The 25236-nt window shown below is 32.1% G+C and carries 23 protein-coding genes; 8 read left to right on the forward strand and 15 right to left on the reverse strand.

Features of this window, described 5'->3' with window-relative positions; all coding sequences use genetic code 11:
• Nucleotides 1-48: 48 nt before the first annotated feature.
• From AAEO58_RS07255 to AAEO58_RS07270, 4 genes are all read right to left on the reverse strand, one after another.
• Nucleotides 49-897, reverse strand: a complete 849-nt coding sequence (locus AAEO58_RS07255; RefSeq protein WP_341682838.1) for a glycosyltransferase family 2 protein — start codon at nt 895-897, stop codon at nt 49-51.
• A gap of 28 nt (nt 898-925) precedes the next feature.
• Nucleotides 926-1447 (reverse strand): class I SAM-dependent methyltransferase, encoded by a 522-nt coding sequence (locus AAEO58_RS07260; RefSeq protein ID WP_341682839.1) that lies wholly within the window; start codon nt 1445-1447, stop codon nt 926-928.
• An 89-nt stretch (nt 1448-1536) separates the two neighbouring features.
• Nucleotides 1537-2283: a LytR/AlgR family response regulator transcription factor gene (locus AAEO58_RS07265; RefSeq protein ID WP_341682840.1), complete on the reverse strand. Its 747-nt coding sequence runs from the start codon at nt 2281-2283 to the stop codon at nt 1537-1539.
• Nucleotides 2274-5123: a sensor histidine kinase gene (locus tag AAEO58_RS07270; RefSeq protein WP_341682841.1), complete on the reverse strand. Its 2850-nt coding sequence runs from the start codon at nt 5121-5123 to the stop codon at nt 2274-2276. The genes AAEO58_RS07265 and AAEO58_RS07270 overlap by 10 nt, the downstream gene beginning before the upstream one ends.
• A gap of 167 nt (nt 5124-5290) precedes the next feature.
• Between AAEO58_RS07270 and AAEO58_RS07275 the strand changes: the two genes are divergently transcribed.
• Nucleotides 5291-6811 (forward strand): T9SS type A sorting domain-containing protein, encoded by a 1521-nt coding sequence (locus AAEO58_RS07275; RefSeq protein ID WP_341682842.1) that lies wholly within the window; start codon nt 5291-5293, stop codon nt 6809-6811.
• A 32-nt stretch (nt 6812-6843) separates the two neighbouring features.
• Entirely contained in the window at nt 6844-7293 is a 450-nt protein-coding gene (locus AAEO58_RS07280) for a lipocalin family protein (RefSeq protein ID WP_341682843.1), read from the forward strand.
• 127 nt (nt 7294-7420) lie between these two features.
• Here AAEO58_RS07280 and AAEO58_RS07285 read toward each other — a convergent pair whose 3' ends face one another.
• From AAEO58_RS07285 to gcvP, 3 genes are all read right to left on the reverse strand, one after another.
• The gene (locus tag AAEO58_RS07285; RefSeq protein ID WP_341682844.1) at nt 7421-8479 is read right to left on the reverse strand and encodes a 3-oxoacyl-ACP synthase III family protein; all 1059 of its coding nucleotides are present in this window, start codon (nt 8477-8479) and stop codon (nt 7421-7423) included.
• A 134-nt stretch (nt 8480-8613) separates the two neighbouring features.
• Nucleotides 8614-8985: a group III truncated hemoglobin gene (locus AAEO58_RS07290; protein ID WP_341682845.1), complete on the reverse strand. Its 372-nt coding sequence runs from the start codon at nt 8983-8985 to the stop codon at nt 8614-8616.
• A 127-nt stretch (nt 8986-9112) separates the two neighbouring features.
• A complete protein-coding gene (gcvP, locus tag AAEO58_RS07295) occupies nt 9113-11956 on the reverse strand; it encodes an aminomethyl-transferring glycine dehydrogenase (RefSeq protein ID WP_341682846.1) in 2844 nt (947 codons plus the stop codon).
• 150 nt (nt 11957-12106) lie between these two features.
• Here gcvP and AAEO58_RS07300 point away from each other — a divergent pair, with 150 nt between their 5' ends.
• Nucleotides 12107-12946 (forward strand): UbiA prenyltransferase family protein, encoded by an 840-nt coding sequence (locus tag AAEO58_RS07300; RefSeq protein WP_341682847.1) that lies wholly within the window; start codon nt 12107-12109, stop codon nt 12944-12946.
• Between the two features lie 2 nt (nt 12947-12948).
• On the opposite strand, the gene AAEO58_RS07305 is transcribed toward AAEO58_RS07300, so the two are convergent.
• From AAEO58_RS07305 to AAEO58_RS07340, 8 genes are all read right to left on the reverse strand, one after another.
• On the reverse strand, nt 12949-13335 hold the full coding sequence (locus AAEO58_RS07305) for a hypothetical protein (RefSeq protein WP_341682848.1): 387 nt from the start codon (nt 13333-13335) through the stop codon (nt 12949-12951).
• 11 nt (nt 13336-13346) lie between these two features.
• Nucleotides 13347-13691, reverse strand: coding sequence for a hypothetical protein (locus AAEO58_RS07310; protein WP_341682849.1), 345 nt, complete (start codon nt 13689-13691; stop codon nt 13347-13349).
• A complete protein-coding gene (locus AAEO58_RS07315; RefSeq protein ID WP_341682850.1) occupies nt 13688-14023 on the reverse strand; it encodes a hypothetical protein in 336 nt (111 codons plus the stop codon). Before AAEO58_RS07315 ends, AAEO58_RS07310 begins: the two co-directional genes overlap by 4 nt.
• A 54-nt stretch (nt 14024-14077) precedes the next feature.
• Nucleotides 14078-14581: a GbsR/MarR family transcriptional regulator gene (locus tag AAEO58_RS07320; RefSeq protein ID WP_153207769.1), complete on the reverse strand. Its 504-nt coding sequence runs from the start codon at nt 14579-14581 to the stop codon at nt 14078-14080.
• A 111-nt stretch (nt 14582-14692) separates the two neighbouring features.
• Nucleotides 14693-16717 (reverse strand): M3 family metallopeptidase, encoded by a 2025-nt coding sequence (locus tag AAEO58_RS07325; protein WP_341682851.1) that lies wholly within the window; start codon nt 16715-16717, stop codon nt 14693-14695.
• 159 nt (nt 16718-16876) lie between these two features.
• A complete protein-coding gene (gene purE, locus AAEO58_RS07330; RefSeq protein ID WP_341682852.1) occupies nt 16877-17359 on the reverse strand; it encodes a 5-(carboxyamino)imidazole ribonucleotide mutase in 483 nt (160 codons plus the stop codon).
• A 5-nt stretch (nt 17360-17364) separates the two neighbouring features.
• On the reverse strand, nt 17365-18528 hold the full coding sequence (locus tag AAEO58_RS07335) for a 5-(carboxyamino)imidazole ribonucleotide synthase (RefSeq protein WP_341682853.1): 1164 nt from the start codon (nt 18526-18528) through the stop codon (nt 17365-17367).
• Nucleotides 18529-18601: 73 nt separating this feature from the next.
• Nucleotides 18602-19138: a hypothetical protein gene (locus AAEO58_RS07340; RefSeq protein WP_341682854.1), complete on the reverse strand. Its 537-nt coding sequence runs from the start codon at nt 19136-19138 to the stop codon at nt 18602-18604.
• Between the two features lie 108 nt (nt 19139-19246).
• Between AAEO58_RS07340 and hpt the strand changes: the two genes are divergently transcribed.
• From hpt to AAEO58_RS07365, 5 genes are all read left to right on the forward strand, one after another.
• On the forward strand, nt 19247-19777 hold the full coding sequence (gene hpt / locus AAEO58_RS07345; RefSeq protein ID WP_341682855.1) for a hypoxanthine phosphoribosyltransferase: 531 nt from the start codon (nt 19247-19249) through the stop codon (nt 19775-19777).
• 30 nt (nt 19778-19807) lie between these two features.
• Nucleotides 19808-20380: an adenylate kinase gene (locus AAEO58_RS07350; RefSeq protein WP_341682856.1), complete on the forward strand. Its 573-nt coding sequence runs from the start codon at nt 19808-19810 to the stop codon at nt 20378-20380.
• A 170-nt stretch (nt 20381-20550) separates the two neighbouring features.
• Nucleotides 20551-21774, forward strand: a complete 1224-nt coding sequence (locus AAEO58_RS07355; RefSeq protein WP_242004808.1) for a hemolysin family protein — start codon at nt 20551-20553, stop codon at nt 21772-21774.
• An 8-nt stretch (nt 21775-21782) separates the two neighbouring features.
• Entirely contained in the window at nt 21783-22793 is a 1011-nt protein-coding gene (obgE, locus tag AAEO58_RS07360) for a GTPase ObgE (RefSeq protein ID WP_341682857.1), read from the forward strand.
• A 180-nt stretch (nt 22794-22973) separates the two neighbouring features.
• On the forward strand, nt 22974-25121 hold the full coding sequence (locus tag AAEO58_RS07365; protein WP_341682858.1) for a S46 family peptidase: 2148 nt from the start codon (nt 22974-22976) through the stop codon (nt 25119-25121).
• Nucleotides 25122-25236: the final 115 nt, after the last annotated feature.

The following is a 25236-nucleotide window of genomic DNA, read 5'->3' on the forward strand; positions in this document are numbered from 1 at the left end:
GATCAGTTTCTAGTATTCAGTAAAAATACTATATTTTTTTGGAATAGGTTAAAACAACTTTTCTTTCATTTTTTTCCAGCGGTAGTTTCTGAAAAATTTGGCTTGCTCAGGAGTTACAAATAAAGGTTTTCCAGATGATTTTGCTTTCCAAAACCCCATTAAATAGTCTATAAATAAAAGAGGTTTGCCTTTTCGAATTGCCAATTTCAATGATGAAATAGCGGTGATGATAAATCCGTAGCCCAAGCTGTAAAAAGCTTCTCCTTGTTTGTAACGAGCGGCTTTGTTGTAACTGGCGCCTGTAGGTTTTAAGTGTTTTACATGTAAACTTGAATCAGTAACTACTTTCCAATTGTAAAATTTACAAAGTAATTCGTCAACTGTGTCCCAACCCATTGCAGGTTTTAATCCACCAATTTGTTTGTAAGTAGCTTTTCGGTAGGCTTTTAAGGCTCCACGGATATGATCTTTATCGGTTAGATTTTCTAAAACCCAATCCCCATTTTTTTCTACATAACAAAACCCGCCAGCCATTCCAATTTTCTCATCTGATTGAAAGTGCTTTATAATCGTTTCGAAATAGTTGTTTGGAAAAATCAAATCGGCATCTACTTTTACGATTATGTCGTAATTGTCATCAATGTGTTTTTCTCCTTCATGGAATGCCTGAATTACTTTACTTCCTGGAAGATGAATTGCGTCAGATTTTTTATTAACTAAAGTAATAAAAGGATATTTGGAAGCAAATTCAGAAACAATTTCCGGAGTTTTATCGGTAGAATTATCATTCACCACTACAACTTTTGCTGGCAAAATCGTTTGTTCTACTAACGATTGAAGTGTTAATGAAATGAATTTTTCCTCGTTGTATGTTGGTATGATTATGTAGTATCGCATAGACTAATTACTATTCACTAATTACTAATCACTTTCTTTCTGCGTAAACCAAATAATATCTCGGCGTAAACCATCTCAACAAAGGTCTAAAACCAAGTTTTTTTACCGGATGTGTGAATTTCACTCGGTCAACAATTTTAAAGCCTGCTTTTTCAAGTAACCAATCCAATTGCCAATCTTCAAATTCGTGATAATGTCTGTCCCACATATCGGTTTTGCTTCGATAAGCTGGAGAAAACCACAAACGTAATGGAATCGAAATTAAAATTTTATCTGCTTTTACATTTTGTAAAACAGTATAAGGATTTAGTAAATGTTCGAAAATTTCAAAACCTGTAAATACATCGTAATTTTCGTTTTGAAGAGCCGATTGATTGTTGTCAATGTCTTCGCCTTTTGTGTTGATAACAGTATAGCCATTATCTACCATGATTTTTGAAAAAGGATTTGGAACGCCTAAATCAAAAATGGTTTCAGAAGTCTTGATATGTTTTTTTAGAAAATCTAAAGTGATATTGAATCGTTTGCTCGGATATGTTTTTTCGTACATTGAAAATCCTTTTAATAAATTGTTTTGACAAAATTAACTATTATGTAGGAACTTCAAAGAAAAGCACAAAAAAACATAAGCATTTTTATTTATCTCTTAATTAAAGTAATTTTTTCCATTATCAAATCTACTTTGTCGAGCGAAATTGGGATGCAAGTTTTATTATTAAATTCTAAATTTCCTCCATCGGATTTATTGTAAACAGAAACATAGTTTAGATTGGCAATATATGATTTTTGCACCCGTAAAAAATTACTGTAATTTGAAAGAATGTCTTCGAAATTTTTTAAATAGCGACTGCATATTATCTTTTCGCCATTTAACAAAACAATTTCGCAATAAGAACCTTCGCCTTTAACGTATAAAATTTGGTCGGTTTCTAAGAATAAAATGCTATTACCTGTTGGAACAGCAATTTTGTTTAATTTATTTTGATCTAAATTTTCTTTTAAGATTTTGATGTTTTGCGATTTTGTTTTTTCAAAACGTTTAACGGCTTCTACAAGTTCTTCTGGATGAATGGGTTTTAGCAAATAATCAATTGCGGAAAATTTAAACGCCTTTATTGCGTATTGACTATAAGCTGTAGTAAATATTACCGAAAAGTCAATCTCTTCTTCGTTGAAAAAGTCAAATAATTCTAAGCCACTATGGGCTGGCATTTCAATATCTAAAAACACGATATTTGGTTTAAATTTATTGATTGCTTTGATTCCTTCGGCAAGAGTTTCACATTGTTCCAATATTTTAATATTTGGACAATATTCTTCTAAAAGTAATTGTAATGAAACGCGTGCTCTAACTTCATCATCAATAATAATTGCATTTATTTCCATGTTGTAGGTATGTTTATAATTACGGTTGTTCCTATTGGTTCATCAAATTTATATTTGTCAATATATGAAACGGTAATTTTATTGGTTTTGTTCAAATTTAAAATCTCTAATCTTTTCTCAATTGCATTTGTTGCAAAAGAAATGTGGTCTTTTCTGTTGTTGAGGTTGAGTTCTTCGCTTCTTTTTCTTCCTATTCCATTATCATCAATGCTAATTTCTAAAGAATGATTGGTTTTTTTAAACACAATGTTTATTGTTTTTTCACCTTTTAAATGTAAAAGTCCATGTTTTATAGCGTTTTCTATAAAAGGTTGTAATAACATGGTTGGTATTTTAATGGATTCGGTATCAATTTCTTTGTCAATTGAAATGGTGTAATTAAAATCGTTAAAAAAACGGGCTTTTTCTAAATCGAGATATAACGTAATTGTTTTGATTTCTTCATTTATAGAAAGGTAATTTTTTTCGGTTAATTCTAAAATGGTTCTGGTTAAGGAAGAAAATTTATTTAAGTAAATAATGGCTTCTTTTTTATCGTTTGACAAAATATAGGATTGAATCGTGTTTAAAGCATTGTAAAAAAAATGCGGATTCATTTGCGATTTAATAGCGGTTAATTTTGACTCATTTAAATTGTTTTCTAAGGTAATTCGATTGAGTTCAATTTGGTTTTTTTGCTGAATTTTTTTAAGTTTCGATTGGTAAAGAAAATAGAATAGAATTGCCAAAAGTAAAATAGAAAATAAGATAAAAATTGTACTTTCCCAAAATGGTTTTTGAATAGAGAAATTATAATTGATGATGTTTTTATCTGTTTTTTCTATGTTTTCAATTTTAAATTGGATGGAATAATCTCCTGCGGCTAAAGAAGAAAGATTCAAACTTCGTTGATTGTCTTCTAAAGTTACCCAATTTCCGTTATTGATTTTGTATGAAATAGGAAATTTAGTATTTGGTAAATAAGCTAAAACCGAAAAGTCAAAACTTAAATTGTTTTCATTAAATTCAAAATTAGTTGCTGTTTTTTGTTTGTAGTTGATAAGAACTTTATTTAAAATAAATTTTGGTAACGACTCATCGTTTAAGTTCGTATTTGGTTTTATTATAAGTCCACTAGATGTAGCAAGTATGGTTTGGTTTGATAAAGTAGCAATATCACTAACTGAAATATTAGGAGTAATATTCTGAATTTTTGTTGCTTTTTTTGTAGATAAGTTAAATTGAAAAATAGCATTGTTTGTAAAAATATAAAGAATATTATCAATTAGTTTTATGTTTTTAATATCGTCAGTAATTAAATTTTTAGAAATTTTTTCAGTAGTAATAGTATTGTTTTGATCAATTTTTAATAACTCATATTCGTTTGATAATAAGTAGATGCAATTGTTGTGATAGTATATTTTTTGACAAAAAATGGGCTTATTTTTATACTGTATTTCTTTTTGTGTATTTAAGGTTTGAGCGTAAAGCCCCACATTTGTTGCAAAAAAGATAGTCTTGCTGTTTGGATTATAAGCAACCGATTTTCCTCGAACGCCAACTAAAATTTTAGACTCATTTAAATTAGACGGTGTTTCAGTAAAATATTTGGTGTATAAATTATCCCATTCAGATGTTTTTTTATAATCTAAGCTAAATAAACCACAGAGTCCACTAGCGGCAAAAGCATAATATTTGTCGTCGATTTTTACAACATCTTTTACAGCAATATTTACATCTTTTACATTTTTATTTAGAATTTTAAAGTTATTTGATGTGATAAAATAGTTGGTTTCATCTTTAAAAACTTTATAAATTTCATGATTAGAATTGCCTTTGAAAATTATTTTTTCTTCGTAATTATTTGGGTTGAATTCACTTAAAATATCATTTTCATATCCAATGGCAATTGTGTTGTTGTCAGAATTTAAGGTAACAGGTTTGTAATTGCATTTCCATAAAATGGAAGAAAAATTTGGAATATAGAGTAATCCATTTGTTAAGGTAGTAATCCAAAATTTATTTTCTTGGTCTTTAAAAATGGTTGAAATATTGATTTCTTTATAGTAATTAATAAAATTCTTGTTTTTATATTCAAACAATCCGCTGGTGGTGGCGAGCCATAATTTATTGTCAACAAAACTTAGATTTTGAATGATGCTTCCTTTTAAAACAGCTTCTTTTTCAAAAGTTTGATTAGAGTATTTGTAGAGTTGTCCATTTGCTTTAGATACAATATATAAATCATCTAAGTTGCTTTCAATAACAATAGATTTTGTGATAACAAGTTCGTTTGGCAAACTGGTTATAGTTGTGTTTAAGTTGGAATCAATTTTTAATAGTTTATTGGTAAAAACATAGAAATATTTTTTTGATAAATGTGTGGCTTTGAAATAGGTGTTATCAAATTTTATCTTTTTGATGCGTTTTAATTTTTTCAAATCGTAAACTTCAATTGAATTTTTTTGAATTGTAAAAAGTTTGTTGCCAATAATTCCAAATTCATAATAACCAATGCTGTTTTTTTGTTTAAAAGCGTGCAATTGATTGTTTTGAACATAGTATAAATAACCATCAAAATTTATGTACCAAACTCTGCCAAAATTATCTTCAATAATATTCGAGCCGCTTTTGCTGGTTTGATTTTTTGTGGTGAATGTATGAAATTTTGTACCATCGTATTTGCTCAAGCCTTCACCAGTTGCGAACCACATAAAGCCTTTTTTGTCTTGAAAAACATCATAAACTGCATTGGAAGGTAAACCAACAGATTTGTCGATTACATAAGAATATGGGTTTTGAGCAACTAATTCAAAACAGTTGAATGACAGCGATATGAATAGTAGAAAAAAGGTTTTCAATTGTATTAATTATTAATATTACAAATATAGAAGTTAAGTTGATTGAGGGCAATTTAATGATGATTTATAAACTGAATTTGATGAACTCGAAACCTAGTTTAATGAATTTGACTTCAAATTATAGAAGCCACATCTCTAGTTTTGAATCAAATTTTAAAAATATCATTATGAAAAGATTATTACAATTATCAATTTTTCTTTGGTCAATACTAAGTTTAGGGCAAGCTCCAGTTGTCTCAAACCCCACCTTAGTAACTGCAGCAGACAATAGTTTGGCAATTAGTTCATTAATAACCCCAAATGGTTCCACACAATGGTCTATAATTTATTCGGAAGATGCATTTTTTACACCAAATGTTACCTACGAAATAAATAATATTGCTACATTAACAGGAAGTTCACCTGTAACGGTTTCCTATACCATTCAATGTTTAAATTCTGGCGATAATTATTATGTAAAAGTTAAAGCAGTCAATATTAGCGGAACAACAACTTCTGGATACACCACTATGTCAACTACCGGTTCTGTCTTTAATAATTATCCTAAAGTTGATACTTTTTCTGTGTCTAATTTAACTACTACTTCAGCTCGAATTAATTTAGGAATTGATAACAATGCTAATATAGCAGTAACTGGAGCTTTGTATTATGGTCTTTCTGAAACTACAATGACCAACATTTTAGCTGTGCCAACTACAAGTACTGATAATGCTACTACTTTTGTAGATTTATCAAGTTTGTCGCCAAATACCACTTATTATGTAAGGATAAATTTGAATAATGGAACAAATTGTACTAATTCGGTAATTCGTCAATTTACAACGCCAATGGTAACAACTTTACTTTATCATTTTCCTTTCAATGGGAATATGAATAGTATAGTAAATTCAGGAACTTTTAATTCAGGTATTGGTTTTGGTACTTTTGTTAGTGACGGCTTAGGAAATTCAACAGGTGCTTTAGAAGTTGCCGTTAATTCAGGTAATTATTCTACTCAAACGCAATCAGCTAATTTGCCGTTACTTCCTCAAGGTAATGCATCTAGGTCTGTAGTAATGCGTGTTCGATTTAACAATGCTTCTATGACACATTATGTAATGAGTTGGGGTAGTCCATCAAATAGCTTGTCTTATGGATTTGAAAAAACACAAGCGCAAGGATGTAGTAGTGTTTGGGGAAATAACGTGTGTTTTGCCGATGCTACCATTCAAGATACATGGGCAACTATCACAATAACTTACGACGGAACTACAAATACAGCACAATACTATAAAAACGGTAGTTTGGTTAGCCAACAAAATCATTCAGTTGCAGTAAATACAACAGGAGCAGACATTCGACTAGGAACATCATTAGCTGCAAATTTTGGAAATTCTAATTTTTGGATAGATGATTTAAAAATTTACTCAGGAGTTTTAACTTCTACTCAAATTGCTACTTTATCAAGCTCTGATTTTAATACAAATAACTTGAATATTGCTATGTATCCAAATCCATCAAACGAATTAGTTAATATTGATTTAGAAAGCCAAATAAAATCAGTTGAAATCTATTCATTACAAGGACAAAAAGTATTGGCTTCAACAGAAAAACAAATCAATATTTCAAACTTAACTAATGGTATTTACATGGTAAGAGTAGAAGATGTTGATGGAGCTGTTGCTACTCAAAAAATTATTAAAAACTAAAAATCATTACATTAACTTAAAAAACAAACATCATGAAAAAATTAATTCTATTAACTTTTATTACATTTTTATCTTTATCATGTTCAAAAGATGATGACGGTCAGTCAGTGTCAATTGTTAATGATTGGGCTATTGAAAAAGTTGGTTACATGAACGCCTCAAATGAAGTTACTTCAGAAGAGGATTGGTCTCACGATTGTTCTTCTAAAAAAGACCACATGATTTTAACATCATCAGAAAACTTTACATTTAATTATTTTAGTTCGGCTTGTGAATCTACATTTTTTGCTCAAGAAAGTGGCATATATTCTTTTGATGAAGCGAATGATAGATTAACAATTTCTGGAGGAACAGATTGGGATGCAACTTATGATGTGATTTCGCTTTCTCAAACAGAATTAATTTTAAAAATATCAGCTGATGAATTGAAAAATGCTAGATTACCAAGTTATAATTATTATAAATTTTCAAGAAGAAATTAGAGTCTAAATTATGAAAAAACTTTTGGTGAGATTTAGATTAGAATTACTCTTATTTCTACTATACTTTCTCTTGTTTTCGATTGTTTATTTATTTTTAAAAAGATAAAGAGGGAATTTTTCCCTCTTTTTACATCTTGTACACAATTGCGTTAATATTCATTCCAGCTCCAACAGAAGCAAAAATAATAACATCGCCTTTGTTTAAATTTTGTCCTTCTAATTCTCCGTTTACAATTAAATCATATAAGGTTGGAACCGTTGCAACACTAGAATTTCCTAATTTATGAATACTCATAGGCATAATTCCAGCAGGTGTTTCCATCTTGAATAATTTGTAAAAGCGATTAATGATGGCTTCGTCCATTTTTTCATTTGCCTGATGAATTAAAATTTTCTTTACATCGGTAATAGCGATTCCGCTTTTCTCTAAGCAAGAAGCCATTGCTTTTGGAACATTAGAAAGGGCAAATTCGTAAATTTTTCTGCCATACATTTTGATGTAGCGAATATTTGGGTCTTCATTTTTATTAAACGAATTTCCAAAATATAAAAACTTAGCTTCGTCAAAAGAAAAAGTAGCGGATTCATGAGCTAAAATTCCGCCTTCATCATCAGTAGCTTCAATAATTGTTGCTCCAGCGCCATCCGAGTAAATCATGCTGTCGCGGTCGTGTTTGTCTACAACTCTTGATAAAGTTTCAGAACCAATTACCAAACATTTTTTAGCCATTCCGGCTTTAATATAGGCTTGTGCTTGAATAACAGCTTCTATCCAGCCTGGACAACCAAAAAGAATGTCATAAGCGACACATTTTGGATTTTTAATTTGTAATCCATATTTAACACGAGTGGCTAAACTTGGAACAGTATCTGATTGAATTGTATTTGTTTGAATGTCACCGTAGTTGTGAGCTAATATAATATAGTCTAGAGTCTCAGGATCAATACCTGATTTATCAATTGCTTTTTTGGCAGCAATTAATGCCATGTCAGAATTAACCATGTCGTCAGCGGCATAGCGTCGTTCTAGAATTCCAGTAATTTCAACAAATTTCTCTGCAATAATATCATTTGTCATATTAAAAGCAGTGCCATCTTCATTTAAAAAATCATGTTGAGCAAAATCAGAATTAGTTACCTTTTTTGTTGGAATATAACTTCCTGAACCCGTTATTTTAATATTCATAATAGTTATTGTTAATGTAACGAAATTATTAATTATTTCTTAACATAAGATAAAAATGCCTGTTTTTTTGTAGTAATTATTGAATCTTTAATTTAAGCTCAAAAAAATACGAAATTGACTTTTTTTAGGGGTGTTTACGAAAATTTTATCTGCATAATAGTCGCCATACTCAGCCCCTGTGTTTTCATTTGCTCGGCATATTTACCTTCAAAATATTCATCAATCGTTGAATTAAAATGATGCAACCAAGTTTCAAAATGTTCTTTTGCAAAAGCATGTTTGTCATGAACCTCTTTATGAATGGAAAACATATTGTTATAGTAACCACCTTTTAAAAATAAGGATTGCTCCCAAAACGTGGCCAAAATCTCAAAATGTTCTTCCAAATGTTGGTCAACCGATGTAACTTTGGTAAAGAAAAAATTGATTGATTCATCAACTAATAGCTTGTCATAGAACTTTCGCATGATGAATAGAATGTCTTCTCGAGTTTCAATGTCTTTCATTTCCAAATTTTATAATCGTACAAATTTACAACAATACTTCTTGAGGCAAGTGACTTTTGTCATGTTTAAAAAAAATCCCAAAAACCTGAATTGGAATTTGGGATTTTAAATGTTCGAAATTTACTTTTTACATATATGCTTCAATTGGAGCACAAGAACAAACTAAATTTCTATCTCCATACGCTTCATCAACACGACGAACCGTAGGCCAGAATTTATTTTCAGCAATATAATCTAATGCATAAGCTGCTTGTTCTCTTGTATATGGGAAAACCCAATCGTTAGCTGTAACCATTGCTAAAGTATGAGGTGCGTTTCTTAAAATATTATTGGCATCCTCTTTTGTTGAAGCTTCAATTTCTTTACGAATTGAAATCATCGCATCACAAAAACGATCTAATTCCGCTAAATCTTCTGATTCAGTTGGTTCAATCATTAATGTTCCAGCAACTGGGAAAGAAACCGTTGGCGCGTGGAAACCATAATCCATTAAACGTTTTGCAATATCTGTTACTTTGATTCCTTTTTCTTCGAAAGCTCTACAATCTAAAATCATTTCGTGAGCCGCTCTTCCCATTTCTCCAGAATATAAAACTGGATAATGTTCGTCTAAACGCGCTTTCATGTAATTTGCATTTAAGATAGCATATTTAGTAGCATTTGTTAATCCTTCAGCTCCTAACATGGTAATGTAGCCGTAAGAAATTAAACAAACTAAAGCCGAACCATAAGGTGCAGAAGAAATTGCGGTAATTGCTTGGCTTCCTCCTGTTGGAATAACTGGGTTAGTAGGTAAGAATGGAACTAATTTTTCGTTCACACAAATTGGTCCAACACCAGGTCCACCACCACCGTGAGGAATAGCGAATGTTTTGTGTAAGTTTAAGTGACAAACATCAGCACCAATAGTGGCTGGATTTGTTAATCCAACTTGTGCATTCATATTCGCACCATCCATATAAACTAAACCACCATTATCGTGAATGATTTTGGTAATTTCAATAATAGCACTTTCAAAAACTCCGTGAGTTGAAGGATAAGTAACCATCAAAGCAGATAAGTTATCTTTGTGTAAGATTGCTTTTGCTCTCAAATCTTCAACATCGATATTTCCATTATCCATGGTTTTTGTTACGATGATTTCCATTCCTGCCATAGCAGCAGAAGCTGGATTAGTTCCGTGAGCAGAAGCTGGAATTAAACACACATTTCTGTGGTTATCGCCTCTTGATAAATGGTAAGCACGAATAGCCATTAAACCAGCATATTCTCCTTGAGCACCTGAATTTGGTTGTAACGTTGTTCCTTGGAAACCTGTTACGACATTCAATTGTTGCTCTAATTTTTTCAACATGATTTGGTAACCTTCTGCTTGTTCAATTGGTGCAAAAGGGTGAATGCTGTTCCAATTTGCCATCGATAAAGGCAACATTTCTGCAGCAGCATTTAATTTCATCGTACAAGAACCTAACGAAATCATCGAGTGATTCAACGATAAATCTTTACGCTCTAATTTTTTGATATAACGCATTAATTGCGACTCTGAATGATGGTTGTTGAAAACATCATGTTGTAAGAAAGTTGATTTTCTTACTAAGTTTTCAGGAACCATTACTTCATTAGCTAATTGACTAATTGTAATTTTATCTTTTCCAGTAGCTTCAGCAAAAATAGCGATGATTTGGTTGATGTCGTTTACAGAAGTCGTTTCGTTAAATGAGATCGAAACCGTTTCTGCATCTGGATAGAAGAAGTTTACTTCGTGTTTCTCAGCAATTGCTTTTACTTTTTGAGCATCTGCTTTTACTAAGATTGTATCGAAGAAAGCAGTATTCGTTTGGTAAACACCTAATTTATTTAAAGCATCGGCAGTTGTAACCGCAGAAGCATGTACTTTATTAGCAATATATTGTAAACCTTTTGGTCCGTGAAAAACAGCATACATTCCAGCCATAACCGCTAATAAAACTTGAGCTGTACAAATGTTAGAAGTTGCTTTTTCGCGTTTGATATGTTGCTCACGAGTTCCTAAAGCCATACGTAATGCGCGGTTTCCGTTTACATCGATAGAAACACCAATGATTCTTCCTGGCATAGAACGTTTGTATTCTTCTTTAGTTGCGAAATAACCAGCGTGTGGTCCACCGTAACCCATTGGAATACCAAAACGTTGTGTAGTTCCAACTACAACTGCAGCGCCCATTTCACCTGGAGAAGTTAATTTAGCTAATGATAAAATATCAGCAGCAACTGCTACTTTAATTTCGTTTTCTGCTGCTTTTGCGATGAATCCTGCATAGTCATAAACTTGGCCATATTTTCCTGGATATTGTAAAATTGCACCGAAGAAATCCGTTGAGAAATCGAAAGTCTCATGATTTCCAACAACTAATTCAATATTTAACGGAGTAGAACGTGTTTGTAAAACCGATAAGGTTTGTGGTAAAATTTCTTCCGAAACGAAGAATTTCGACACATTATTTTTCTTTTGATCGCGTGTTCTTACATCAAAAAGTAACGCCATTGCTTCTGCAGCAGCTGTTCCTTCATCAAGTAACGATGCATTTGCGATTTCCATTCCGGTTAATTCGATAACCGTAGTTTGGAAATTCAAAATCGCTTCTAAACGACCTTGCGCAATTTCTGCTTGATAAGGTGTGTAAGCCGTGTACCATCCTGGGTTTTCAAAAATATTTCTTTGAATAACCGCCGGAACGATTGCTGGGTGATATCCTAAACCAATGTATGATTTGAATACTTTATTTTTCTTTCCTAATTCTTGAATGTGAGTTAAATACTCATACTCAGTCATGGGAGCATCTAAATTTAAGTCGTTTTTTAAACGAATATCATCTGGAATGGTTTCGAAAATTAATTGGTCTAAAGATTCTACACCAACCGTTTTAAACATGTGATTTAAGTCACTTTCACGTGGCCCTAAATGTCTCAAAGCGAATGCATCTGTTCTCATTTATTAAAAATGTGTATGTGTGTTATTATGTGTTGTTTTGGTCAACAAAAGTAATTATTAATCTTGTAATAATTTGTTTTTAAAATGTGAAATTTTGTGATTTTATCAACTAAAATAGAGTCTTATTAACAGATTGATTATTTTTGTTGAATGGTGGTTTTAAAGAAAATTCTCGATTTTTACATCAATAGTAGTTTGCATGTCGCATTATCCGCTTTTGCTTTAGTGTCGATGACGCAATATTTCTTCGGTGTTCAAGGCGATTTTTCGGTAGCTTTCTTCGCTTTTTTTGGAACGGTAGTTGGTTATAATTTTGTGAAGTATGATGCTATCGCAAGGTTAAACAAAACCGAAATCAAAAATGAACTCAAGGCTATCGTTTTTTTGAGTTTTATTTCGTTGTTGGCTTGTTTTTATTTTTTCTTGCAATTGAGTTGGGAATCAAAACTAAGTGCTGTTGCTTTTTTTGGGCTTACGCTTTTATATACATTACCTTTTTTTCCAAACAAACAAAATGCAAGAAACTGGAAAGGCGTAAAAATTTACATTGTTGGAATTACTTGGGTTGGAGTAACTGTGATTTTACCTTTGGTAGAAGCTGAAATTCCGTTTTCAATAGATGTTTTTTTAATGGCTTTTCAACGATTTTTATTGGTGTTCTCAATTGTTTTGGTTTTTGATATTGTGGATGTAAAACTCGATGATATTCACTTACAAACTGTTCCGCAGAAAATAGGAGTAAAGATGACGAAAAGGCTTGGTTATTTATTATTACTTTTATTATTGCTTTTAGAGTTTTTCTATACCAATAATCATCATTTTTTACCATTCTTTTTCAAACTTTTGGTCTGTGGAACTATTGCTTTTTTTCTTTTTTTTGCCAATGAGAACCGTTCGCGATATTACGCTTCGTTTTGGTTAGAAAGTGTTCCGGTTTTGTGGTGGTTGGTGTTAATCCTGACAGGTTTCAAAAACCTGTCAGGATTGTGAACTTACCCATTAATCACAATTCGTTGTTCTACTTGAGTTTGACTTGCTTTTCGTTTTCCTCTAAAGAAGAAATATAGGTTTAAGAACAGCATCAATCCCAAATAAATTGAAAATCCACCTATTTTATAACTCAGTTTTTCGATTAAAACTTGGTAAGTATCATCATACATATTCATTTCTAATATCATAAGCGCAAAACCTAAATTCAATAAGTAAAATCCTGTTTCGAATAATTTGTTGGTGGCGTTTGCAATTTCTTCTCTACCTTTAAAAATATCTAACATGTAAATTTTACTATTTTTAAAAAGTGTTTTTGAAACATAGTAGGTTAAAAATAAGGCAATTGGAAGATAAATTGCATAACCGATTAAAATTTTTGTAGTTTCCATAATACGTGTGTTTAAATTAATTTTTTGATGTAATTCGTTAATAAAATAATGTTGATGTAATGCATCACGGCAATCGCAATAATAATGAAAGCCGATTTTGAGGTAATCACTTCAATGAGTTGTGTGATACTTTCAATTTGCTCCCAAGAAATGATCGTCATCGCACAATAACCAATGTTCAACAGATAATATCCCACCAAAAGCACTTGATTTATTTTGTGACACAACTCTTCATGATTGGGAATCAATTGCGAAACGAAAATGTTTCCATTGTTGTAACAAATTCTTCCAACTTTCACAATGATAATGCCTGTGATACCAAAATAGATTAGGTAGGCGATGATGTTGAGGTTCATTTGTTTGGAGTTTTATAGATTAATGTTGATAAGTAGATCGCTAATATTGGTGGAATATAAATCAGAGTATATGTAAAATAGTCTACTTTATTTATTGTTGGATTCCAAATCCAAAGAGCAAAGAATAAAATTACACTTATGAAGTATATTTTGTAATGAATGTTTTCTTTGAATTTAAATAGAAGAATTATTCCCAATATTAATTGAATAAATCCTGTAAGTATTGTTGAAATAGCCGATAACATCAATGCCCCTTCATTTATTATTCCGAACATTAATATGAATATTGGTATCCCAATAGCAATTGTGTTTAAATATTTTATTATTTTCATATTATCTATTATTTTAAACTTTCAGAAATAATTGAAAGTTTTGGTTAAATTTTTTTACTTCATAATTTTAACAACCAATTTCGCCAACCAATTGTCTTTGTATTCGGTGATTTTATCCAAAACGTTATCGGCTTTTAGTACGAAATCATACAATTTTGTGGTTTGATCTACAAAATGTTTTTCTGCTTCTGTGTTGTCTGATTTTATAGAAGAAACTTCTTTCAAAACTTTCAAGGCTGGTTTTATTTCACGTTTACTTCTCTCTCTTGAAATTTTTACGGCTAATTCGTCTAAATCTTTTTCGGCTGTGAAAAATTCACGTCTTTCGCCGGCTTTGTATTCTTTGTAAACGATGCCCCAATCCATCAACGCTCTTAAATTCATAGAAGCATTTCCGCGCGAAATTTGTAATTCTTCCATAATGTCTTCCATAGAAACGGGTTCGTGCGAAACCATCAACAACGCATGAATCTGCGCCATGGTTTTGTTAATGCCCCATTGAGAACCTAATGCTCCCCAAGTTTGTACGAATTTATTTTTTGCTTCTTTGAATTCCATGAGACAAAGATATATAAAAGTTTTTAAACTTTCAAAAAAAAATGAAAGTTTGTTTTAAAAAGAAACCGAAGTGTTTAATTTCGGCTTCTAAATATCTAAAATTCCAATAATCTAAATCAACCCAGCTCTCTTCAACAAAGCCTCTACTTTCGGCTCCTGACCTCTGAATTTTTTATACAATTCCATTGGTAATTCGGTTCCGCCTTTTGAAAGCACGTTGTCTTTGAATTTAGTCGCTACTTCTTTATTGAAAATGCCTTTTTCTTGGAAATACGCAAATGCATCAGCATCTAAAACTTCTGCCCATTTGTAACTATAATATCCTGAAGAATAACCACCTTGAAAAATATGCGAAAACGAAGTACTCATACAATTTTCTGCTACATCTGGATATAAGCTTGTGCCTTCCATTACTTGTTTTTCAAAGGCTTTTACATCATCAATAGTTTGCGATTTTCCATGATACGTCATATCTAAAATTCCGAAACTCAATTGACGTAACGTTGCCATTCCTTCTAAGAAACTTGCGCTTTCTTTGATTTTTTCTACATAGTCTTGCGGAATAATTTCACCCGTTTCGTAATGTTTAGCAAACAAAGCCAACGCTTCAGGTTCGTAACACCAGTTTTCCATTACTTGACTTGGTAATTCCACAAAATCCCAATAAACCGAAGTTCCAGATAAACTTGGATAAGTTGTATTTGCTAACATACCGTGTAAAGCGTGCCCAAATTCGTGAAACAATGTCGTTACTTCGTTAAAAGTCAATAACGATGGTTTCGTTTCGGTTGGCGGTGTGAAATTACACACTATAGAAACATGTGGTCTTTCGTTGATTCCGTCCTTAATATATTGTGGTTTGTAGGAAGTCATCCAAGCGCCATTTCGTTTTCCTTTTCTTGGGAAGAAATCCGAATAAAAAACAGCTACTAATTGTCCTTCGAAATCTAAAACTTCAAAAGTTTGAACGTCTTCGTGGTATTTATCAATATCAAAAACTTCTTTGAAGGTAATTCCGAATAACTTTTCAGCGATTGTGAAAGCGCCGTTCAATACATTTTCCAATTTGAAATACGGTTTCAACAACTCATCATCCAAACTGAATAATTTTTGTTTCAATTTTTCGGAATAATAAGCGCCATCCCATTTTTCTAGTTGGTCAATTCCGTCTAATCCTTTTGCGAAAGCAGTTAATTCTGCAAATTCTTTATGAGCTGCTGGTTTTGCTTTTTCTAATAAATCATTCAAAAAGGATTGTACTTTTTCTGGATTTTGTGCCATTCGTTCTTCTAAAACAAAATGCGAATGCGATTGATAACCCAATAAATTAGCACGTTTATGACGTAATTCGACAATTCGTTTTACATTTTCTTTGTTATCTAATTCATTATCCTGAAACGATTTTTTTCCAGCAGCGATGGCGATTTCTTTTCCCAATTCACGATTTTCAATATACGTTACAAAAGGCAAATAGCTTGGGAAATCTAAAGTAAAAACCCAACCTTCTAAATTTTTTGATTTTGCCAAACTTGCCGCCATTTCTTTAGCGCCATCTGGCAAACCTTTTAAATCGGTTTCATTGGTAATATGTAGTTGATAATTATTGGTTTCCGCCAAAACATTCTCACCAAAAGTTAGTTTGATTTTGGCTAATTCGGTATCAATTTCGCGTAATTTTAATTTGTCTTCTTCATTCAGTAAAGCTCCATTTCTAGAAAAACCTTTGAATTTTTTGTCTAATAAAGTGGCTTGTTCGGTAGTTAATGTCAAAGTGTCTTTTTGATCATAAACGGCTTTAACTCGTTTGAACAAATCTTCATTCAAAGCAATATCGTTACTGAATGCAGTAATCAATGGAGAAACTTCTTGTGCGATTTTTTGCATTTCATCACAAGTTTCAGCCGAATTCAAATTGAAGAAAATATTGGACAATCTATCCAATTGTTCGCCTGAATAATCCAAAGCTTCAATTGTATCCGAAAAAGTAGGTGCTTCTGTGTTTTTTACGATGTTATCGATTTCAGCACGAGCAAGTTCAATAGTTTTTTCAAAAGCTTCCTTATAGTCTGAAAGATTAATCTTACTAAAAGGTGCTGTATTGTACTTTGTTGTAAATTTTTTTAAAAAAAGTGTCATAAAAATTTGTTTTTATCGATAAAGTGTATAATTTTGCCGATGAAATGATGTAGGAACATCCTTTTTGCCCCAAACAGAGAGAGAGTAGAATTTTTTTATAGTTGTCACTTAATTGTGAGTAGAAATCCCGAATTAGCAATAACTCGGGATTTTCTATTTTTATTTCAATCCTTCAGAAGCTTTTAAAACAGCTTGTTTCAATCCTTCTTTGTAAGCGATGATTTTATCCAAAACACATTTATCAGCACTTCCGATAATTTGTGCGGCTAATATTCCGGCATTTTTTGCTCCGTTTAATGCTACAGTTGCTACAGGAACTCCACCTGGCATTTGCAAAATCGATAAAACCGAATCCCACCCATCAATAGAATTGCTCGATTTTACAGGAACACCAATTACAGGAAGTGGCGACATAGAAGCAACCATTCCAGGTAAATGAGCCGCACCACCAGCACCAGCAATAATTACTGAAATACCTCTTTCGTGTGCGTTTTTACTGAAATCAAATAATTTTTCTGGTGTACGATGTGCCGAAACAATATCTACTTCGGTTTCAATATCAAATCCTTTTAATATGTCAATGGCTTCTTGCATTACTGGCATATCCGAAATGCTTCCCATTATTATTGCTATTTTACTCATAAGTTTTATTCAATTGTTGAACTAATTACTCTAATACTATTCTTTACTTCTTCAGCAATTCTTCTTGCTTCCGTCATGTTTTCATTTACAATCGTAACGTGTCCCATTTTTCGGAAAGGTCTTGTTTCTCTTTTTCCGTAAATATGTGGTGTTACTCCGTCGATTGCCATGATTTTTTCTATGTTTTCGTAAACTACTTGTCCAGAAAAACCTTCTTCACCTACCAAATTTACCATAATTCCGGCAACTTTACTATCGGTATTTCCTAAAGGTAAGTTTAAAATCGCACGTAAATGGTTTTCGAATTGCGAAGTATAACTCGCTTCAATTGAATAATGTCCAGAATTATGTGGGCGAGGAGCAACTTCGTTTACCAAAATTTCATCGTCTTCAGTTTGAAACATTTCTACTGCTAATAGACCAACATGATTAAATGCTTCCGAAACTTTTAATGCAACTTCTGTAGCTTTTTGTGCTACTTTTTCATCGATACGTGCAGGACAAATTACATATTCAACTTGATTAGCTTCAGGATGAAATTCCATTTCTACTACAGGATAGGTTTTCACTTCTCCAGAAACCGAACGCGCTACAATTACCGCTAATTCATTTTTGAACGGAACCATTTCTTCAGCAATGCATTCCACATCGGGTAATTTTACCAAGTCTAATGCTGAGCGACAAATTTTAACGCCATTTCCATCGTAACCAAATTGCGCACATTTCCATACAAACGGAAATTCTAATTCGTCTTTTGCTAATGCAGTTCTCAAATCGTTCAAATCAACAAAGCGTTGGTGTGGCGAAGTAGGAATATCGTTTGAAACGTAATAATCTTTTTGTTTTCCTTTGTTTTGAATCAAACGTAAGGTTTTTGGCGATGGGTAAATCGGCAATCCTTCTTCTTCCAATTTATCTAAAGCATCTAGATTTACATTCTCAATTTCGATAGTTAACAAATCGACCATTTTACCAAATTGGTAAACCGTATCAAAATCCATTAAACTGCCTTTGTAAAATCCGTTGCAACTGTATCGTGCTGGAGCTTCTTCGCTTGGTTCTAAAACTAAAGTTTGAATATCAAATTTTCGAGTTTCGGTCAAAAGCATTTTTCCTAATTGACCTCCTCCTAAAATTCCTAATTTAAAATCAGAAGAAAAATAATTCATTTCGTAGTGTTGTTGTTTGTGTCGCAAAGATACTCAGACAATTGATAATTAACAATTGATAATTAACAATTTGTTACTTGTTGAGTTTTTTCAAAAGATTTCGAGTTGCCGCTTGGTAAGCTGCGGTATGATTCGAATAATCTTGAGAAATAATCGTTTTTAATTCTTCGTGAACCCAATCGTATTTCTTTCCCAAGACAAAAAGGGCTTTCATAGCATACACTTTTGCAGCTACTTTTTCGTCTTGAATCAATCGGTCAATTAAGGCTTCTATTAAATTGTGTTCTTGTTGTTGTGTGAGAGAAATTCCGTTTTTTCTGTGATTGCTTTTCACTAAAAAGAAAGCGATTTTAGTCGCTGGTCGTAATGCAGAATCATCTTTTATTTTTGGAAGAACGCTACAAAAATCTTCAATATAAGGAACAAATTGTTTCAGTTTCTTTTCGCAAACCAAATCCAAACTCCAAAAGGCTTTTACATGTAATTCATCTTTTGTGTCAAAAGCAAGTTGTATCATTTCTTTTAGATGATTTTCATCTTTCATAGCAAAATTACTAACCATTTTTCGGCTGGCAACATGGCAAGTGCTTTCTTCGATTTTCTGATACATTTGACTTTTCATTCGGTAAATATATCAAATTTGCAAAAAAGTTGAAATACTTTGTAGCTATTCATTTGACTTTCTTAAATTTGTTGTTTATTTCTAAATCTAACCAAAGTGATACAACTACACGATAAGAAATTTGAAGTTTTTATTTCGGGAGAGGAAATTAACTTCGCCATTGAAAACATGGCAAAACAAATTGAAGACGATTTTTGCGATGACGTCCCTGTTTTTATTGGAGTTTTGAATGGCTCTTTTATGGTTGTGGCCGATTTGTTAAAAAAATACAGTCATAATTGCGAAGTTTCATTTGTAAAAATGACATCATACGAAGGAACACAAACCACAAACGAAGTAAAAGAACTAATTGGTTTGAACCAAAGTTTAGAAGGTCGTTCTGTAATTATCGTGGAAGATATTGTAGATACTGGAAATACGATTGAGGAATTAAAAGCTATTATGAAGCAACACAATGTGAAACATTTCAAAATTGCTACTTTATTCTTAAAACCAGAAGCCTATACAAAAGACATTAAATTAGATTATGTAGGTATTCGAATTCCAAATAAATTTATAGTAGGATATGGTTTAGACTACGATGGTTTAGGAAGAAATTTAAAAGACATTTATCAATTATCAGAATAACTAACTATTACAACTTAACATAACAAAACAATGATCAATATCGTATTATTTGGTAAACCAGGAGCAGGAAAAGGAACACAAGCCGATTTTTTAAAGCACAAATACAATTTAGTTCATTTATCTACAGGAGATATTTTTAGATTTAACATTAAAAATGATACTGAATTAGGAAGATTAGCTAAAACTTTTATGGATAAAGGTGATTTGGTTCCAGATGAAGTAACTATTAAAATGTTGCAAAGTGAAGTAGACAAAAATCCACAAGCAGCAGGTTTTTTATTTGATGGTTTTCCAAGAACAATTGCTCAAGCTGAAGCTTTAGATAAGTTTTTAGAAGGTAAAAATCAAGAAATTACAGCTACAGTTGCTTTGGAAGCGAATGATGAAATCTTAGTGCAACGTTTGTTAGAAAGAGGAAAAACTTCAGGTAGACCAGACGATCAAGATGAAGAAAAAATCAGAAATCGTTACCAAGAGTATAACGAAAAAACCGCGCCATTAATGGATTATTACAAAGCGCAACACAAATTTTACGCAGTTGACGGTATTGGATCTATTCAAGAAGTTACTGAAAGATTGAGTTTAGTTTTAGACACATTTTAATAGAAAAATAAGCCTTTGAGATAAATTTCGGGCTTTCGATTTTTTTTTCGATATTTGCACACAGAAAAGGAGCTATTTCCGTAATTTGGGATTTTAGCTCTTTTTTTATAATTTTAACTATGGAAATTTTAATCATTCTCTTTCTGATTCTTTTAAACGGTGTTTTTTCAATGTCCGAAATCGCATTGATTTCAGCACGTAAAAACCGTTTAGAAACAGCAGCAAAAAAAGGGAACAAAAATGCTAAAGCAGCCTTAGATTTAGCTAATTCACCAAATGAATTCTTATCAACAGTTCAAATCGGAATTACCTTAATCGGAATTTTAACGGGTATTTATTCGGGAGATAAAATCACTACTGATGTTCAAAATTTTGTAGCCACTTTTGAAGCGCTAAAACCTTATGCAAATTCTGTTGCAGTTGGAATTGTGGTTGTGGTATTAACCTTTTTCTCTTTGGTTTTAGGAGAATTATTGCCTAAAAGAATTGGCTTGAATTATCCTGAAGGAATTGCTAAAGCAGTTGCCGTTCCAATGAAATTGGTTTCAACGATAACAATGCCTTTTATATGGTTATTGACTACGTCGACCGAGTTTTTATTGAAAATGCTTCAAATAAAACCAACCGCTGATGGCAAAGTTACCGAAGAAGAAATCAAAGCTATTATTAAGGAAGGAACAGAAGTAGGAGAAGTTCAAGAAATTGAACAAGATATTGTGGAACGTGTTTTTCATATTGGAGATAGAAAAGTAAATTCGTTAATGACACACCGAAATTCAATTGTGTATTTGTCTTATGAAGACACAATTGAAGAAATTAAAGCGAAAGTTTTAGATGAATTGCATTCGGTTTATCCCGTTTGTGCGGATAATTTAGATGATGTGGAAGGAATCGTTTTATTAAAAGATTTGTTTTCTAATTTCGAGAAAGGAAATTTCGATTTAAAAGCGATTACCAGAGAACCGGTTTATTTTATTGAACATACCTCGGCATACAAAGCATTGGAAAATTTTAAACTTTCAAAAGTACATTATGCTTTGGTTACCGATGAGCACGGTGTTTTCCAGGGAATTATTACATTAAACGATATTTTAGAGGCGTTAGTAGGAGATGCGGCTGATTTCTATGAAGACGAATTTAAAATTGTGGCAAGAGAAGATGGTTCGTGGTTAGTTGACGGACATTATTCGTTACACGATTTCTTAACTTATTTCGATATGGATGAGTTAACAGGTGATTACGAAGTAACAACAGTTAGTGGATTAATCATAACAGAATTAGGGATAATCCCAAAACAAGGACAAAAGTTAATTTGGAACAAATTAGAGTTCGAAGTTATTGATATGGACGGTGTTAAAATTGATAAAGTTTTAATTACCAATTTAAAAGAATAAAAGAAAAAATGACAGAGGGAAATTTTGTAGACTACGTAAAAATATATGTTTCTTCCGGAAAGGGAGGAAAAGGTTCGTCGCATTTACACAGAGAAAAATTTATTGAAAAGGGTGGGCCTGATGGTGGAGATGGTGGTCGTGGAGGTCACGTATATATCAAAGGAAATAAAAATCTTTGGACTTTATTTCACTTGAAGTTCTTGAAACACATGCGCGCAGGTCACGGAGGTGATGGAGGAAGTTCAAGAAGTACAGGACATGATGGAGAAGATAAATACATAGAAGTACCATTAGGAACTGTTGTAAAAGATCAAGAAACAGGAGATGTTTTGTTCGAAATTACTGAGCACGATGAGGTTAAAATTATTGCAGAAGGTGGTAAAGGTGGTTTAGGAAACTGGAATTTTAGAAGTTCAACCAACCAAACACCTCGTTATGCGCAACCAGGAATGCCTGTAAAAGAAGTAGATGTTACTTTAGAATTAAAAGTATTAGCAGATGTAGGTTTGGTAGGTTTTCCCAATGCAGGAAAATCAACGTTACTTTCAGTTTTAACTTCGGCTAAGCCAAAAATTGCTGATTATCCGTTTACGACTTTAAAACCTAATTTAGGAATTGTAGCTTACAGAGATTTTCAATCGTTTGTAATGGCTGATATTCCGGGAATTATTGAAGGTGCGGCGGAAGGAAAAGGATTAGGTCATTATTTCTTGCGTCATATTGAGCGTAATTCAACTTTGTTATTTTTAGTGCCAGCTGATGCAGATGATATTAAGAAAGAATACGAAATTCTGTTAGATGAATTACGTCGTTACAACCCAGAAATGTTGGACAAAGATCGTTTGATTGTGATTTCAAAATGCGATATGTTAGACGATGAATTAAAGGCAGAATTGAAAAAACAATTGGACAAAGAATTTAAAGGAACACCTTATATGTTTATTTCTTCTGTTGCGCAACAAGGTTTACAAGAGTTGAAAGATAAATTGTGGCAAATGTTAAATGTAGAAGAAAAATAAAAGAGTATAAAAAGTAAGAAAAAGCATCTTCAATTTGGAGATGCTTTTTTGTTTTTAATCTAGTTTTTATAATAAAAAGTTAAAATTGCTTCAATCTAATCTGATTTTGAAGTGATAATTTTATCAAAATCGTATTTTTAAGTATATTCGCCACACAAATCAAAAGAACACATATTTATTATGAAAAAATTATTATTATTTGTCGTTTCTGCAATAATGCTTGTGCCAGCTTCGGTAAAAGCAGATGAGGGAATGTGGTTTTTAATGTTCATTGAGCGTTTAAATCACCGCGACATGCAAAAAATGGGCTTGCAATTAACAGCCGAAGAAATTTACAGTATCAACAACCACAGTTTAAAAGATGCAATTGTGCAATTTAACGGTGGATGTACTGCTGAAATGATTTCAAAAGACGGATTAGTTTTAACCAATCACCACTGTGGATATGATGCTATTGCAGAATTATCATCAGCAGAAAAAAATTATTTAAAAAATGGGTATTGGGCAAAAAACAGAGCAGATGAATTAAAACCATCAAGTTTATATGTACGTTTCTTTGTTCGTATGGACGATTGTACAAAAAGAATTTTATCTGTTGTAAATCCTACAATGAGCGAAGCTGATAGAGAAAAAGCTATCAATGCTGAAATCGCTAAAATTGAAAAAGAAAATAATGAAGGTGGAAAATATACGGTTTCTGTTCGTCCATTTTTTCAAGGAAATGAATATTACTATTTCGTTTACCAAGATTTCAAAGATGTTCGTTTAGTAGGAACTCCACCTGAAAGTTTAGGAAAATTTGGTGGTGATACTGATAACTGGGAATGGCCTCGTCATACTGCAGATTTCTCTATGTTTAGAGTGTATGCTGATGCAAACGGTAATCCAGCTGAATATTCTACAAACAATGTTCCTTTAAAACCAAAACATTATTTACCAGTAAATATTGGTGGTGTTAAAGAAAATGACTTCGCTATGATTTTAGGTTATCCAGGTAGAACTAACCGTTGGATGCCAGCAGGTGGAATTGAGCAAAACGTAAAATTTGCTTATCCAGCTTGGGTTGAAGGTTCAAAAACAGGAATGGACAATATGAAAAAATATATGGTTCAGTCGGATGCTTTAAACCTTATTTATGCTTCAAAATTTGCAGGAGTAGCTAACTACTGGAAAAACCGTCAAGGAATGATTGATGCGTTATCAAAATTTGGTACAGCTAAAACAAAAGCAGCTCAAGAAGCTAAATTCCACAAATGGGCTAACCAACCAGCTAATAAAGCTAAGTATGGTAATGTAGTTCCTACAATTAATAAGTTTTATGCAATGACGAATGAAAAATCGCGTCATGATAACTACATGATGCAATTATTCAGAACATCAGCTTTTGGAACAGTTAGCAGAGGTTTAGGAAGACAATTAGAAAACTATGCTAAAGCAGATGCTACAAAAAGAGCACAAATGGCGCCAGCTATTTTAGAAATGGCTCAAGGAATGCATAGTGAATTACATATTCCAGCAGAAAAAGATATTTTAGCTGCTCAATTAAATTTATATGCTAAAAAAGCTGGTTATACTTTAGCTCCAATGGTTGAAAAACTAGCTAAAGAAAACAATGGCGATTTTACTAAATATGTAAATGCAGCATTTGATTTAAGTATTTTTACTTCAGTTGATAGAGTAAAAGCATTCTTAGATTTACCATCAGAAGAATTACTTAAAAATGATCCACTTTTCGTTTTAACGAATGATATGTTAAATCACTACAGCTTTAGAAGTGAAGAATTAATCAAATCTCAAAATGATTTTGGTGCATCTTTCCGTTTATTAGTTGAAGGTTTAAGAGAATCTAAAATTGGAGAAATCAAATATCCAGATGCAAATTCAACTTTACGTTTAACTTATGGAAAAGTTCGTTCTTTACCAGCTGACAAACGTAATGATGCTTCAATCAACAACTACACTACATTAGCAGGTCAAGTTAAAAAATACAAAAAAGGTGATTTAGAATTTGATTTACCTACAAGAGTATTAGAAATGAATGCTGCTAAAGATTTTGGTCGTTATGCAGATAAAGATGGTTCTTTACACGTAAATTTCTTAACTGATAACGATATTACAGGAGGAAACTCAGGTTCACCAGTATTAAATGGAAAAGGTGAGTTAATTGGTTTAGCATTCGACGGAAACATCGAAGCTATGGCAGGTGACGTAATCTTTGATAAAAAATTACAAAGAACAATCAACGTTGATATTCGTTACGTGTTATGGGTAATTGAGAATTTCTCAGGAGCTAAACACATTGTTGACGAAATGACAATTGTGAAGTAATTTTTAAATACAAACAAATAAAAACGACTTGAGTAATCAAGTCGTTTTTTTTTTCGGAATATACAAAATAATTTCACAATTTTTAATAAATTTTAAAAAACAAAAAAAAAAAAAC

Origin of the sequence: Flavobacterium helocola, from assembly GCF_038289885.1 — a bacterium.
GTDB classification, from domain to species: Bacteria; Bacteroidota; Bacteroidia; order Flavobacteriales; family Flavobacteriaceae; genus Flavobacterium; species Flavobacterium cheniae.